Source organism: Streptococcus bovismuti, assembly GCF_042436615.2.
In the GTDB taxonomy this organism is placed as follows: domain Bacteria; phylum Bacillota; class Bacilli; order Lactobacillales; family Streptococcaceae; genus Streptococcus.
In genome coordinates this window covers 130,952-146,403 of record NZ_JBHMFR020000004.1, presented here as the reverse complement: position 1 = coordinate 146,403, position 15,452 = coordinate 130,952, and the positions used below count along the sequence as shown (strand labels likewise).

6 protein-coding genes are annotated in these 15,452 nt (G+C 39.2%); all 6 read right to left on the bottom strand.

The features are described from left to right. Positions 1 to 25: 25 nt before the first annotated feature. Positions 26 to 784 carry a triose-phosphate isomerase gene (gene tpiA, locus ACERDH_RS05985; RefSeq protein WP_000087893.1) on the bottom strand — a complete coding sequence of 253 codons (759 nt, stop codon included), beginning with the start codon at positions 782 to 784 and terminating at the stop codon, positions 26 to 28. Positions 785 to 881: 97 nt separating this feature from the next. Next, entirely contained in the window at positions 882 to 1,559 is a 678-nt protein-coding gene (locus tag ACERDH_RS05980; RefSeq protein ID WP_166736352.1) for a DnaD domain-containing protein, read from the bottom strand. Positions 1,560 to 1,567: 8 nt separating this feature from the next. Next, the gene (gene metA / locus ACERDH_RS05975; protein WP_386684629.1) at positions 1,568 to 2,512 is read right to left on the bottom strand and encodes a homoserine O-acetyltransferase MetA; all 945 of its coding nucleotides are present in this window, start codon (positions 2,510 to 2,512) and stop codon (positions 1,568 to 1,570) included. A gap of 182 nt (positions 2,513 to 2,694) precedes the next feature. Next, complete coding sequence (locus tag ACERDH_RS05970) at positions 2,695 to 3,207, bottom strand: adenine phosphoribosyltransferase (protein ID WP_001049320.1); 513 nt, start codon at positions 3,205 to 3,207, stop codon at positions 2,695 to 2,697. Positions 3,208 to 3,521: 314 nt separating this feature from the next. Continuing rightward, a complete protein-coding gene (locus ACERDH_RS05965) occupies positions 3,522 to 11,990 on the bottom strand; it encodes a GEVED domain-containing protein (RefSeq protein ID WP_386684625.1) in 8,469 nt (2,822 codons plus the stop codon). 938 nt (positions 11,991 to 12,928) lie between these two features. Further along, the coding region (locus ACERDH_RS05960) for an LPXTG cell wall anchor domain-containing protein (protein WP_386684622.1) at positions 12,929 to 15,452 on the bottom strand (2,524 nt) is incomplete at its 5' end.

Sequence of the window (15,452 nt, the reverse complement as noted above, 5' to 3'; positions counted from 1 at the left end):
CCACCTAGCTTTTGCTACTTACTAATTATTTTACAAAGTCAAGCAATGCCAAGAAGCTTTCAGCTTCAAGTGACGCACCACCAACAAGGGCACCGTCAACGTCTGGGCAAGCCATGTATGAAGCAACGTTTTCAGGTTTAACAGAACCACCGTATTGAACACGAACTTTGTCCGCAACTTCTTGACCAAAGTCAGCAGCTACAACGTCACGAACAACTTTACACATTTTTTGTGCATCGTCTTGTGAAGCTGATTTACCAGTACCGATAGCCCAGATTGGCTCATAAGCGATAACTGATGCAGCAACTTGTTCAGCAGTCAATCCAGCCAATGCAGCAGATACTTGAGCACCTACAAACTCAGCAGCTTTACCAGCTTCGTAAGTTTCAAGCGACTCACCACAACAGATGATTGGAAGCATACCGTTTGCAAAGATTGCTTTTGCTTTTTTGTTGATATCTTCGTCAGTTTCATGGAAGTAGTCACGGCGTTCTGAGTGACCGATAACAACGTAGTCAGTACCGATTTCTTTCAAAACTTGTGGGCTAGTTTCACCAGTGAAAGCACCTGCATTTTCAAAGTAGCAGTTTTGAGCAGCAACTTTAAGGTTTGAACCTTTAGCAGCAGCAAGTACAGTTGTCAAATCAAGAGCTGGAGCAGCGATCCCTGCTTCAACAAGGTCTGATGAAGGAAGTTTTGATGCAACTGCTTCAACAAATGCTTTAGCTTCTTCTGGATTTTTGTTCATTTTCCAGTTACCAGCGATAAATGGTTTACGTGACATTTCACATACCTCTTTTTTCAATTTATTTTCTATTTATTTTATCACAATTATACACAGCTTGCAAATCTTACTCGGATTTCAAGCCTGCTTACAACGATTAATCTTTCCAAAGATCCATGGCATTTCTGAAATCTGCAGATACCTGTGTCAACTGAGGATTGCTTGCTTCTCTTTCTGCCCGCTTGGCCTCAATTTGAGCCACACTTTTGATACCTTCATGGCGCCAGTTTCTCAAAATAGCTTGAATGTACTTCCAGTTTGGTTTTCCATTCAAAACAGCTTCACGAAGAGCTTCCTTAATCAAGTCAGCACTGGTTCCATCTTCCTTAAGGGTCTTGGTCAAATCCTCAATCTCAAAAGGCGTCAACAAGCGTCCCAACTCCTGCTGGAAGGTCTCTACCAAATCCTTAAGCTGGTTTTGAGGTGTCAACTGGTCTGAACTCGAAGCACTAGCTCCAAGCAAGTCATCCAAACGTTCCAAGGCTAGACTAGCATCAAAGAGCAATTCAATTTCGCCATTTAATTCGATAGTACGATATTGGAGAAGTCCCCTCTCTGTCAAGTTGGAAATAGACTGGTTGACATCCGAAATTTCCTTGCCAATCCTTTCAGCAATCTGGCTCGGCGACATTTCTTCCAAACCTGTCGTATTTTGCAAATAGAAAAATTGCCAGACCAGAAAATCATCGCTAGAAGGAAAGAGTTCCTTAAAATGCAAGAGCAGGGCACTCGGTAAAACCAAGTTCCCTGATTTAAAAGCGTCTAAATATGTCATAATTCCTCTTATAAATACCCATATGCAGATGCATCATCTTCTATCTTTCTCCAGTCAAAAGGCGTCTCCTGATAGACGGCATAGTTCACCCAGTTACTGAAAAATAGGGCTGCTGATGAAGACCAACAAAGACAAGGTGTCTGGTTGACATCATCATCTTTAAAGTAATTTTCTGGAATATGAGGATCCAAACCTGCATCACGATCTCGGAAATATTCATTTGCCAAGGTATCTCGGTCATACTCCAAATGCCCAAAACTATAAATTTCTCGTAAATCACGACTGGCCAAAATCGAAACCCCAACCTGCAGGCCCTCTGATAAAATCTCAAGATTGGTTTTATTTAAGACCTCTTCCTTAGAAATCTCCGTATGCCGAGAATGAGGTGATACGTAGCTATCGTCAAATCCTCTAAAGAGAAGATGACCTTCCTTTAAAGTGTCCTGAGGATAAATACCCGATAACTTACTGTCCATCTGGTGTTTTTCCACTCCATAGCGAAGATAGAGTCCAGCCTGAGCTCCCCAACAGATATGAAGGGTCGAATAGACATGGGTCTTAGACCACTCAAGCACCTGGCTAAATTCCTCCCAATAGTCCACTTCCTCAAATGGTAAATGCTCAATCGGAGCCCCTGTGATAATCATCCCATCAAAATACTCGTCCTTGACTTCAGGAAAAGTTTTATAAAAGGTCTCCATGTGCTCTGCACGAGTCGTCTTGGAACGGTGGCTCTCCATATAGAGAAAGTCTATGTCCAATTGCAAAGGAGTATTTGCTAAATGCCGTAACAACTGGGTCTCTGTGACCACTTTTTTGGGCATTAGGTTTAAAATCAAAATTTTCAAGGGACGGATATCTTGGTGGGCCGCACGTTGATCATCCATGACAAAGATATTCTCTGTCCGTAAAATCTCAACAGCTGGCAATTTTTTATCAATTCTAATCGGCATAACCTTCTCCTAACTGTACTCTTTTAGAAATAATTGAATGTGTTTGAAGTCAAATCTCAAACACTTAGTCCTTTTATTATACTGTAAGAAGATATAGTTTTCAATTATAGTTTTTCTCTAACTAGCTATAGTCTATTTTTATATCCTAATGTAGAGAAAACAGCCCTAGGGACTGCTTTTCATTAATAATGCATAAGAACTTTGTAATCGTAGTCACCGATTTTTTCACGGCCGTTCAATTCATCCAATTCAACAAGGAAGGCACAACCTGCTACAACACCACCAAGTTTTTCAATCATCTCGATGGTTGCCTTAACAGTTCCACCTGTTGCCAAGAGATCATCTACAATAAGAACACGTTGACCTGGTTTGATGGCATCCGCGTGCATAGTCAAGGTATCAACACCGTACTCTTTTTCATAGTCAGCAGAAATGACTTCGCGTGGCAATTTACCTGGCTTACGAACAGGCGCAAAACCAATTCCTAACTCAAAGGCAACTGGACAACCCACGATAAAACCACGAGCCTCAGGCCCTACAACCATATCAATTTTCTTGTCGGTAGCATACTGAACGATTTCACGAACAGCGTAGCTATAAGCATTTCCATCAGCCATCAAAGGACTGATATCTCGGAAGGTGATACCCTCCTTTGGATAATTTTCAATTGTTGCAATGTAATCTTTTAAATTCATCTTTTTCTTTCTTTCAAAGTTTTTTACTCTCTATTATACCATATTTTCTCCAAAAGAAGAAGGCATAACTATTATTTCCTAACTGACACTCAATTAAAATCAAAGAGCAAACTAGGAAGTTAGCTCAAAATACTGTTTTGAGGTTGTAGATGGAAGCTGACGTGGTTTTAAGAGATTTTCGAAGAGTATGAGAGCCTTATTTCGATGTCCACTCTGTACCCCCAGTGACAACAGCAAAAAGCTGATGAATCATTCGATTCATCAGCTTTAAGGATAATATGTTTATCGCAAACAGATCAGATCAATTAGAAAGCTTAGTCTTCTTTCTTCTTGCGAGCTACAAGACCAAATCCACTCAATACTCCGAGAAGTCCAAGTGCTGCAAGGCGAGCATTGTCTTCTGTACCAGTATTTGGCAATTCGCGCTTAGCTTCAGCTTCTTTCATTGCTGTTGCTTGTACTGGTTGTGCTGGAGTTGCTGGTACTTGAGGTTGAGCTGGCTGTTCAGGCATTGCTGGTGTAGCTGGCTCAACTGGTTGTACTGGTTGACTTGGTTCAACTGGAGTTGGCATTTCAACTTTTCTGAAGATATGCTTAATAGTTCCAGCTGGGTCAGTTACAGTCTTCACATATTCGTAACCTGGAATTGTTCCTGGTTCTTTAGCTCCTGATTCAGATGATTTCAATGGATTTCCATTTTCATCTGTCCAAATTGTTGTAGTTTGTCTACTTGGATTTGGTTGAGGAATAGGTGAAGGTGTTGGAGCTGGAGTTGGCGCAGGAGTTGAAACTTTTTCGTAGACATGTTCAGTATCTCCGTTTGGAAGTTTCTTAGTTTCTACTAAGCGGTAACCCGGGATAGATTTAGCTGGTTTTTCTCCTTCTTCTGTCGATTCTACTGGGTTATTGTTTTTATCAACAGTAATGAGATTACCATCTTTGTCCTTGAATGTTGTAGTTACTGGTTCGTAAGCGTGAACTGTATCTCCTTCTCCACTAGTTGTTGTACTTACTAGTTTGTAACCTGGAATGTTCTTAGGTTCTTTTGTTCCTTCTTCAATTTCAGTTCCTGGAATTGGGTGACCAGCTTTATCTACGTATCTTGTCGTTACTTTTTCGTATACATATTCTGTATCACCATTTGGAAGTTTACGAGTTTCTACTACTTTGTATCCTGGGATATTCTTAGGATCTTTTGCTCCTTCTTCTGTTGTTGTTCCTGGGATTGGGTTACCGTTCTTATCTACGTGTTTAGTTGTTACTGGTTCGTAGATATGTTTCGTATCCCCTTTTTCATCCGTTTCAGTCTTCACAACTTTGTATCCTGGAATAGTTTCTGATGGGTTCTTACCATCTTTAGATGGGATAAGTTCAGTCTCTTTACCATCTTTTCCTACTACTACAAATTTAGTGTCAGGATGTACTGTTGGAGTGTAAGATGCTTTGATTGTTTTACCGTTTTTGTCTTTACGTACAACTTCTACTGGAGTAGCTGTTCCTACGAAGTCTTTTTCTGGAGTGAACGTTACTTTACCAGTCGCATCGATTGTGTAAGTTCCTTCTCCTGGTACTTTCTTCTCAGTTGTTCCATCAGTGAATGTTGGAGCTACTGTAGTGTCTACATCACCTTTGAATACTGGAGTATTAGATTGAGGTTGGCCTTTAGCACCTTCAGATACTACGTTTTCTGTAGTTGCTTTACCTAATACTGTTGGTGTGTATTTAGCTGTTACTGGTGTTCCGTTTTCGTCAACACGTTTAACTGTTACACCTTTAGCTTGACCTACGAAGTCTTTTTCTGGAGTGAATGTTACTTTACCGTTCTTATCGATTGTGTAAGTTCCTTCTCCTGGTACTTTCTTCTCAGTTGTTCCATCATCAAATGTTGGCGCTACTTTTTCATCGATAGGTACTGTTATAGTTTTACCGTTTACTTTAGTAGTTCCTGGTGTAAATGTTGGAGTTTCTGATTGTGGTTGTCCTTTTTCACCGATTGATGTTACGTCTTTACCTGTTGGTGTTACTGGTAATACTACTGGAGTGTACTTAGCTGTTACTGGTGTTCCGTTTTTGTCAACACGTTTAACTGTTACACCTGTTGCTTGACCAGTGAAGTCTTTATTTGGAGTGAATGTTACAGTTCCATCTGGAGCTACTGTGTAAGTTCCTTCTCCTGGTACTTCTTTCGTAGTTGAACCGTCTTCGAATGTAGCTGGTTTAGTATCATCAAGTTCTACAGTTTTTTCTTCACCGTTAATTGTTGTTTTACCTGGTGTGAATACTGGTTTACCTGTTTGTTTAGCACCTTGAACATCAGTTGTAGTTACACCTTCTGCAGTTGGTGTTACTGGTTTAACTGTTGGTGTGTATTTAGCAGTTACCTCTGTTCCATTTTTGTCAACACGTTTAACTGTTACACCGCTAGCTTTACCAGTGAAGTTTGGTTCTGGAGTGAATGTTACTACACCATTTTCATCGATTGTGTATGTTCCTTCATTAGGCACTACCACTTTACCTTCTTCATCAGCACCTACTAATGTTGGTTTAACTTCAGGGTCTAGGTCTACAGTTACTTCTTGACCGTTAACTATTGTTTTACCTGGTGTGAATACTGGTGTTCCAGTTTGTTTAGCACCTTGAATATCTTCTGAAATTGCATCTTTTGATGTTGGTGTTACTGGTTTAACTGTTGGTGTGTATTTAGCTGTAGCTGGAGTTCCGTTTGTATCTTTACGTTGAACTTCAACACCTTGTGCTTTACCTGTGAAGTTTGGTTCTGGTTTGAATGTTACTTCACCAGTTTCTGGGTTGATTGTGTAAGTTCCTTCTCCTGGTACTTCTACTGATGTCTCATCAGTTGGTTCACCAGTTTCTGGATCGATTAATTTAGCTGGTACAGTTGGATCGATTGGAGCTTTTTCGTGTCCTTCAGTGAATGTTGGAGTTCCGCTTTGCTCTTGACCTTGTGCACCTTCAGAAGTTATCCCTTTAGCAGTTGGTTTAACAGGCGTGATATTTGGAGTGTAAGTTGTTGTTACAGCTGTTCCATTTGTATCTTTCGCTTGAACTGTTACTGGTTTAACTGGTCCTGAGTAAGTTTTATCTGTTGGAGTGAAGACTGCAACTGGATCTTTACCGTCTTCTTTAATAAGAGTATATTTACCAATTACATTTCCTTCTGGATCTTTAGCTGGTACTTCTGGTGCTGGTTGTCCTTTTTCATTTAATAATGTGTAAGTATCTGGATCAATATCTACAGATTTTTCTGTTTTAGCTCCTGTTACCGGGTCTTTAACAACCGCTGAACCACCTGTAAATTTAACTGGTTGGCTTTGAGTTTGACCTTGAATATCACTAGAAATAGATGGTTCTGCTTTTGGAGAAGTTCCAACCACCGTTGGTGTAAATGTACCAGTTGCTGGTGTTCCATTTGTATCAACACGTTTTACAGTTACACCTTTAGCTTTTCCTACGAAATCTGGTTTTGGTTTAAAGTGAACCGTTCCATCTGGATCTACTCTGTATGTTCCTTCATCTGTTACAACTTCAGTAACTTCTTGACCTGTAGTTGGATCAATTAGTTTAGCTGGAACAGTTTCATCGATAGGCACTTCTTTTTCTACGCCATCAATATTTGCTTTACCACCATGAAATTGCGGTGTTCCACTTTGTTCTGCACCTTGGATATCCGCAGTTGTTACATGGTCCCCTTCTGGGTCTGCAGGAACCACTACTGCTGTGTAGTCAGCTGTTACAGGTGTTCCGTTTGTATCTTTACGTTGAACTTTGATTGGTGTTCCTTTACCTGTGAATTGTTTATCTGGAGTGAATGTAACTTCTCCAGTTTCAGGATTAACTGTGTAAGTTCCTTCTCCATCAATTGTTACTGAGTCTACTGGTTGACCAGTTTTTGGATCGATTAGTTTAGCTGGTTCTTTAGTATCGATAGGAACTTCTACTTCTTTTCCATCAATTGTAGCTTTACCAGGTTTGAATTCAGGAGTTCCTTTTTGTTCCGCTCCTTGAATATCTTTTGTGAATGTATCTACACCTTTTGGTGTTACTGGTTTAACAGTTGGTGTGTAAGTTGCAGTTGTTGGTGTTCCATTAGCATCTTTGGCTTGAACTGTTGCTGGCACTGGAGTACCTACGAAGTCTTTGTTAGGTGTGAATGTCACTTTACCTGTTGTTGGATCGATTGTGTATGTACCAACTTCTTTTCCGTTAGCATCTTTTGCTGGAATTGTTGTTTCGTCAGTTGGTTGTCCAGTAGCTGGATCGATTAATTTAGCTGGTTGAGTAGCGTCGATCTTCATAGGAACTTTATCATTACCTGGTGTGAATGTTGGAGTTCCTTCTTGAGGTTGTCCTTGTGCACCTTCAGTTGATGTTGGTTTTCCTGTTGGTTCTACTGGAGTGATGTTTGGAGTGTAAGTTGTAGTTACTGGAGTTCCATTTGTATCTTTAGCTTGGATAGTAACTGGGGCAACTTCTCCTGCATATGTTTTATCAGTTGGTGTAAATACCGCAGTTGCTTTACCGTCTACAACTTTAAGTGTGTAAGTACCGATAACATCTCCTGCTGGGTTTTTAGCTGGTACTGATTCTGCTGGTTGTCCATTTTCATCCAATAGTTTGTATGAAGTAGTGTCGATTGGTACTTCTTTTTCAACACCATTAACAGTTGCTTTACCAGGTTTGAAGGTTACTTCTTTCGATTGTTCAACACCTTGTGCATCTGTTGTTTCAGCTGGTTCTGCAGTTGGTGTGACACCTACGATGTTTGGAGTGTAAGTTGTGTTTACTTTTGTTCCGTTTTCGTCTTCTGCTTGTACTTTAGCTGGTTGTACTTTACCTGTGTATTCTTTGTTAGTTGGTGTGAAGGTTACTTTGTTAGTAGCTGGGTCAATTGTGTATTCCCCAACTTTGTTTCCTTCTGGATCTAAAGCATCTACTGGAGTACCTGGTGCTACTGGAGTACCTGAAGCATCAAGCAACACTGCTGAGTTAGCTTTGATTGGTACTGATTTTTTCTCACCTTCAACAGTTGTTTCTCCAGGAGCGAATGATACTGTTCCATCTTGTGGTTGTCCTTGGATACCTGAAGAATCTGCTGGTGTTGCAGTTGGTGTAACACCTACGATATGTGGAGTATAAGTAGTATTTACTTTTGTTCCATTTTTATCTTCTGCTTGTACTTTAGCTGGTACAACTTTTCCAGTGTAAGTTTTATCAGTTGGTGTGAAGGTTACCTCACCTGTTGCTGGGTTTACTGTGTATTCCCCTACTTTATTTCCTTTTTCATCTAAAGCATCTACCGGTCCATTTGCTTCTGTACCATCTGGATTTAATAGTTTTACAGAGTTTTCTTTAATTGGTACTTCTGCATTTCCTGCTGTAAATGTAGGAGTTCCTTTTTGAGTTTCCCCTTGTACACCTGCTGAATCTGCTGGTTTAGCTGCAGGTTCTACAGCTGTTACTGTTGGAGTGTATTTTGTAGTAGCTGTAGCTGTTACAGGTTGACCATCTTTATCTTGACCTACTGGTGCTGTTAATGTTACATCAACACCTGTTGCAGTTCCTTTGAATGTTGGAAGTGGTTGGAATGTTACTTCACCTGTTGTTGGGTTGATTGTGTAAGTTCCTTCTCCATCTACAGTTACAGAATCAACTTTAGCGTTAGTTTTTGGATCAACCAATTTAGCTGGGTAAGTAGCGCTTGGTGCTACTGGTGTAGCTGAATCACCTTCTGTTTTGAATGTTGGAGTTTTCTTCTGTTCTTTACCTTGTACATCTGTTGATTTTTCAGGATCTGCAGTGATTTCTTTTGGAGTTACTGTAGGAATGTATACAGCATCCATAGTTTTCTTAGTAGCTGAGTGTGTACCATCATTGATGTTTTCAAGACCGTTTTGATCTGTTAATGCAGTCCATCCAGTAGATTCACCATTTGAGTCCACTGCTCGTAGTGTAATACCGTCAGCTTTACCTACAAAGTTAGCTTCTGGAGTGAAGGTTACTTTATCTTCTGTTACTGTGTATGTACCTTGACCTGGAACTTTAAGGGTATCAACTAGGTTATCACCATCAACAATTTTAACGCCACCTTGAGCTTTCTTAGTAGTTTCAGCACTGATTACATTACTTTGTTCAGTATACTGAATTTTACCGTATGAGTTGAAGGTGGTTTTACCGTTGTTAGAACCTAGGTCAGATGCATCGTCACCTAATGGACGTGTTCTGAATTCGATACCTACTGATTGAGTTTCACCTTGTTTACCCGTAGTTTCTTCTTTATCTCCACGTGGTGGGTGAATTACTTGGATTTGGTTATCTTCTACTTCCCCAGAGTATGCAATTCCTACAGCTTTTTCTACTTGAGATTCATCTTTTGCGATACGAACACGGAAGTTTACTACATCTTTAGTAGTGTCCACTACTTGAGTGTTTGTAAATGTAAGTTCTACTTCTTGGTCTTTTCCTGTTACTGTAGCGATATTAGATTCTTCACCTTTATCAAATTTACCATTTCCATTGAAGTCAATAAATCCACGCACGTATGCTGGAGCAACTGTATCTGTGTAGTTGTCATTACCGTTAGCTGAAGCAAGAACTTTAACTTTATAAGTGTTGTCCGGACCTTTAACTAATTGGACTTCTGGACGTCCTGTATCTTTGTTGGTATGTACATTGTCTGGAGCAATAAGTTGATCTACACCTTCATCGGCATTATCTTTCTCGTCATCTGAGTCTACTCCACGTACACGAGTACCTGGTGCAGAGTCAATATCCGCTTTAACTTTACCTAAGTATGGTTGTTGGATTTGTTTAATTGCTTTTGTATCATAATCAATAGATTGAGTTCTTAAGTAGTGCTCAGCCATACCATATGATTCTGGAAGATCTCCGAAGTCTGAGAACTTAATACCAATCATAGAAGACTGTTGTCCAGAAGACATGATATAAAATCCTACTTCAGTTACGTTTGCCGTAGATAATACTGGAGTTCCAGATCCGTTTTGATTTATGTAACCTCCAAACACTTGTGAACCTAAACCTGCAGTAGCTTCATCAGGAGTCGCAAATTTTTTACCACTTAGAGCATTATAGAATTTTTCATCTTGCCATTTAAGGATAGCAGTTTTACCACCATTCATATCTTTAAATTCATAAAGAGGCTTATAGGCATTTTTATTTGAACCATAACCAACAATTGCAGCTAAGTCCCATGGAGTACCATTAGTTGTATAAATTTCAGACTCAAGAGGACCAATATCTTCCCCAGAAGTCATAACGATACCAGGTTTTACAGGTTTACCGTTATAAGTCGCTGTTACATCGAATTTAACCCCAGCTGCTTGACCATTTTTAGGCTGTCCTGCAGGGTTTGTTCCTGCGATTGTTGTTTTAGCTTTACCAGTTGTTATACCAGAATTAGCAACGTGTGTCCATCTATTTTGAGGATTTGCTCCAAGCCCTGTTGCACCATTATCTGGATTGAATTTGTTTTCTTTGTCTGGTTGATAAGAACTTTCTAAATCAGTTCCCGCTACACGGTTTTTGAATATTTCAGTTGATTCAAATGGTTTTAGTTCCTTAACTCTCATCGTAACAATGTAACCAGGAATCAATTCTTTTGTATATGTAGAACCAATTTGAAGTTGGTTAGATGCTGTTAGATTTGTCCATGCAGATGTATCTCCAAAGTCCAACCATTGGATTTGGTCATTCAAGTCTTTGATTTCTTTTAGGTTTTCTTCTTTAGTTTTAACTTTGATGTCTGATAATGAAGAGTAATCATGATCTTCTAACCATTTTTTACCTGTTTCAGTAGAGGCATCTTTAAGTGCTGTTGTTTGAGCCTCTGCTAAGTTAACAGCAAACTTACCGTCACGGCCGATTCCTGCATTTTTCAATTCATTGTAAACTGCAAGGATTGATTCATTAAGACGTTCCAATTGAGCATCTACTTGCTCTTTTGTAACACTCTTATCAGCAAGAAGAGCCTTAGTTTCAGTAAGAACCGCTTGGTTTTTAGCAACTGCTGCTGTAACTGCTGCCTTGTTTTCTTCTTTGACGTCAGCCTTAGCAAGTTCAGTCTCAGCCAATTTGTTAGTTACTTCAGCTTCTGACGATACTTGTGTAAGTGTTGTTGTTGCGACTGAAAGAGCTTTTTCAGCTGGAGTTGCTTTCTTTTCAGCTTCAGCTTTCGCAGCTTCTTTTTCAGCCGCTTGTTTCTTATCGAAACCAGCAGTATTTGACTCAGTTACAACTGTGCTCAAAGCTGATACAGTTTCTGCTTGTGCATCTACATCAGCTTGGCTAGCATCTGCTTTTGCAAGAGTTGCTTTAGCTGTTGCCAATACTTCCTTAGCTGAACTTACTACTGTAGCGTCTGCATATTTAGCAGTTGAAAGTTTAGACTCCAAAGTAGCAATACTTGCTTCAAGGATAGCCTTATTTACTTTCTTAGCTTCTTCTGCTTTCACTTCAGTTTTTGCTTCAGTAGCTTTTTCAGTTTCTGGCTTCACAGTCTCTGGTTTTACAGTTTCTACTGTTTCAGCTTTAGGCTCAGCCTTTTCCTTCTCCTTATCATCTTGACTAGGAGCAGGTGTTGAGATAGTTGTTTCAGCCGATTGTACTTCTGTTGCTGATACCGCACCATTGCCTAGGAACATCAAACCAGCTGCAATCGCTACTGATGCTGCTCCAAAGCTGTACTTACGAATACCGTAACGAATGTACTTCTCCGTTCGAAAATCTTGTTGTTGTTTGCCTTGCATGAGACTCACAACCTCCTTATTTATTTATTTTATTTTTTAATGTACTTATGTACAAAAAAATTTCGGCATTTTAAACACTTAACATGACAATGTTTTGTATGTCGAAAATTCGTACTTCAGATACAATTTAATGATATCACACTTCTATATTGTAAGCAAGTAATTCAATTAAAAATTTACACTATAATAAATAAATTTTAGTTTTCAAACTTATTTTTATTATTTATAATAATAAATATATTTTATTTTTAAGTATTCGCCCTCTTTTTAGTAATATTAAAAGCAATTTTTACCATTTTTTATCGAATATTAGCAAATCCATTTTCAGAAAAAATTGGAAATTTTTATCATGTTAGTTAGTCAAGCAAAAAATAAAAATTCCTCCTTCAAAAACTCAAAAGAGGAAAATTTATTATCCACAATTAACATGAATAATTATAATATCACATTTTAAAACATTTTGCAAGTACTTTTGTTTTGAAATATCAAACTTCTACAAAACTTTCAGTTTTTATTTTATATTTTTCAATCTTTACAATTGATTTTTACGAATTTTATACCGTTTTTTAAATAATATAGTTCGTGTTTTAAAGCCATGGTTTTTTGGATGTTATTTCCAAAAATAACCTATTTAAATTTCAATTAAAATTATCGTATTTTTATAATTTATATAAATGGATAAACTGGATTTATAGAGCTTGTTGCCACATTTATATTACCATTTTTAATCTTTCTATTTTGATGTACTAAAGATGCTGATTCATCCAAATATTTCATTATTCGGTTTTTAACTTATCAAAAAATTTCAAAAAAATACCTTAGCTTTCTCAAAAATTTTTCAGTTATTTTTCTGGTTAGCAAAAAACTGATGAATCATTCGATTCATCAGTTTTCCGGATAGTTTGTTCACTCTTAACAAATCATATCAATTAGAAATCTTAATCTTCCTTCTTCTTGCGAGCTACAAGTCCAAATCCACTCAAGACTCCAAGAAGTCCAAGTGCCGCAAGACGGGCATTGTCTTCTGTACCAGTATTTGGCAACTCTTTTTGACCTTCAACATATTTAGGTGTTGCTGGTTGTTTTGGTTGCTCAGGCACTGCTGGCATGTCTGGAGTTACTGGTTTCTCAGGGCTTGTTGGCTCTTGTGGAGAAACTGGTTGTACTGGTTGACTTGGTTCAACCGGTCTTGGAGTTGGCATCTCAACTTTTCTAAAGATATGTCTGATATTTCCATTTGGATCAGTCACAGTCTTGACATATTCGTAACCTGGAATTGTTCCTGGCTCTTTAGAACCTGGTTCCGTTGGTTTCAATGGATTTCCATTCTCATCAGTCCAAGTAGTTGTATTTTGCTTACCTGGCTCTGTTTGAGGAATAAGTGGTGTTGAAACTTTCTCATAAACGTGTTCTACATCACCATTTGGAAGTTTCTTAGTCTCTACGAAGCGGTAACCTGGGATATCTTTCTTAGGTTGGTCGCCATCTTCTGTTGGATAACCTGGAATTTCATTACCGTCTTTATCCTTAAATGAAGTCTTAACCTTTTCATAGATGTGTTCTGTGTCTCCGTTTGGAAGAGTCTTAGTTTCTACGAAGCGGTAACCTGGAATATCTTTCTTAGGAGTTGTACCTTCTTCAGTAGTTGTTCCTGGAATTACATTGCCATCTTTATCTTTATAAGTTGTTGTAACTTTTTCATAGATGTGTTTTGTATTTCCTTTTTCGTCTACTTCAGTTTTAACAATCTTGTATCCTGGGATATCTTTAGTTGGTTTAGTTCCATCTTCTGTTGGTGAAAGTGGGTTGCCATCTTTATCAACGAATGAAGTATCAGGACGAACTGTTGGTGTATATGTAGCAGTAACTGGTGTACCGTTCTTATCTACACGTTTAACTGTCACACCTTTAGCTTTTCCTACGAAGTCTTTTTCTGGAGTGAATGTTACTTTACCATCTTTGTCGATAGTGTAAGTTCCTTCTCCTGGTACAACTTTTGTAGTTGTTCCATCTTCGAATGTTGGTGGTACATCTTCATCGATTGGTACATTAGGGTTTCCTGGGGTGAAGACTGGTGTTCCAGTTTGTTGTTGGCCTTTAGGACCTTCAGATTCTGCAGGTGTTCCAACTGGTGTTACTGGAGTTACTGTTGGGGTGTATTTAGCCGTTACTGGGGTACCGTTCTTATCTACACGTTTAACTGTTACTCCTGTTCCCACTCCTGTGAATGTCTTCTCTGGTGTGAACGTTACTGTGCCGTCTGGTGCCACTGTGTATGTTCCTTCACCTGGAATTGTCTTAGTTGTTGATCCATCTTCGAAGGTTGCTGGTACTTCGTCATCCATTGGTACATCTGGGTTACCTGGTGTAAATGTTGGTTTGCCGTTTTGTTCTTTACCTTGGATGTCTGTTGTTTCAGCTGGTGTTCCTTCTGGAGTTACTGGAGTTACTGTTGGGGTGTATTTAGCTGTTACTGGAGTACCGTTCTTATCTACACGTTTAACTGTTACGCCTGTACCTACTCCTGTGAATGTTTTCTCAGGTGTAAATGTTACTGTTCCATCTGGTGCAACTGTGTAAGTTCCTTCTCCTGGAATTGTCTTAGTTGTTGATCCATCTTCAAAGGTTGCTGGTACTTCATCATCCATTGGTACTTCTGGGTTACCTGGTGTAAATGTTGGTTTTCCAGTTTGTTCTTTACCTTGGATATCTGTTGTTTCAGCTGGTGTCCCTTCTGGAGTTACTGGTGTTACTGTTGGGGTGTATTTAGCTGTTACTGGGGTACCGTTCTTATCTACACGTTTAACTGTTACGCCTGTTCCTACTCCTGTGAATGTTTTCTCAGGTGTGAAGGTTACTGTTCCATCTGGTGCTACTGTGTATGTTCCTTCTCCTGGAATTGTCTTAGTTGTTGAACCGTCTTCGAATGTCGCTGGTACTTCATCGTCCATTGGTACTTCTGGGTTACCTGGTGTGAATGTTGGTTTACCGTTTTGTTCTTTACCTTGGATGTCTGTTGTTTCAGCTGGGTCTGCAGTTGGAGTTACCGGAGTCACGTTTGGTGTATATTTAGCTGTTACTGGGGTACCATTCTTATCTACACGTTTAACCGTTACGCCTGTTCCTTTACCTGTGAATGTCTTCTCTGGTGTGAACGTTACTGTGCCGTCTGGTGCTACTGTGTATGTTCCTTCTCCTGGGATGACTTTTTCTGTTGAACCATCTTCGAAGGTTGCTGGTACTTCATCATTCATTGGCACCTCATCAGCACCTGGTGTGAATGTTGGTTTACCTGTTTGTGTTTTACCTTGAATATCTGTTGTTTCAGCTGGGTCCGCGGTTGGGGTTACTGGAGTTACTGTTGGTGTATAAGTAGTTTCTACTTTTGTTCCGTTAGTATCTTTAGCAACAACTTTGGCTGGGTCTGGTGTGCCTGTGAAGTCTTTGTTTGGTTGGAATGTA

Coding starts and splice junctions, on each gene's coding strand:
- ACERDH_RS05965 (WP_386684625.1), bottom strand. CDS start 11,990: ATGCAAGGCAAACAACAACAAGATTTTCGAACGGAGAAGTACATTCGT.
- tpiA (WP_000087893.1), bottom strand. CDS start 784: ATGTCACGTAAACCATTTATCGCTGGTAACTGGAAAATGAACAAAAAT.
- ACERDH_RS05970 (WP_001049320.1), bottom strand. CDS start 3,207: ATGAATTTAAAAGATTACATTGCAACAATTGAAAATTATCCAAAGGAG.
- ACERDH_RS05980 (WP_166736352.1), bottom strand. CDS start 1,559: ATGACATATTTAGACGCTTTTAAATCAGGGAACTTGGTTTTACCGAGT.
- metA (WP_386684629.1), bottom strand. CDS start 2,512: ATGCCGATTAGAATTGATAAAAAATTGCCAGCTGTTGAGATTTTACGG.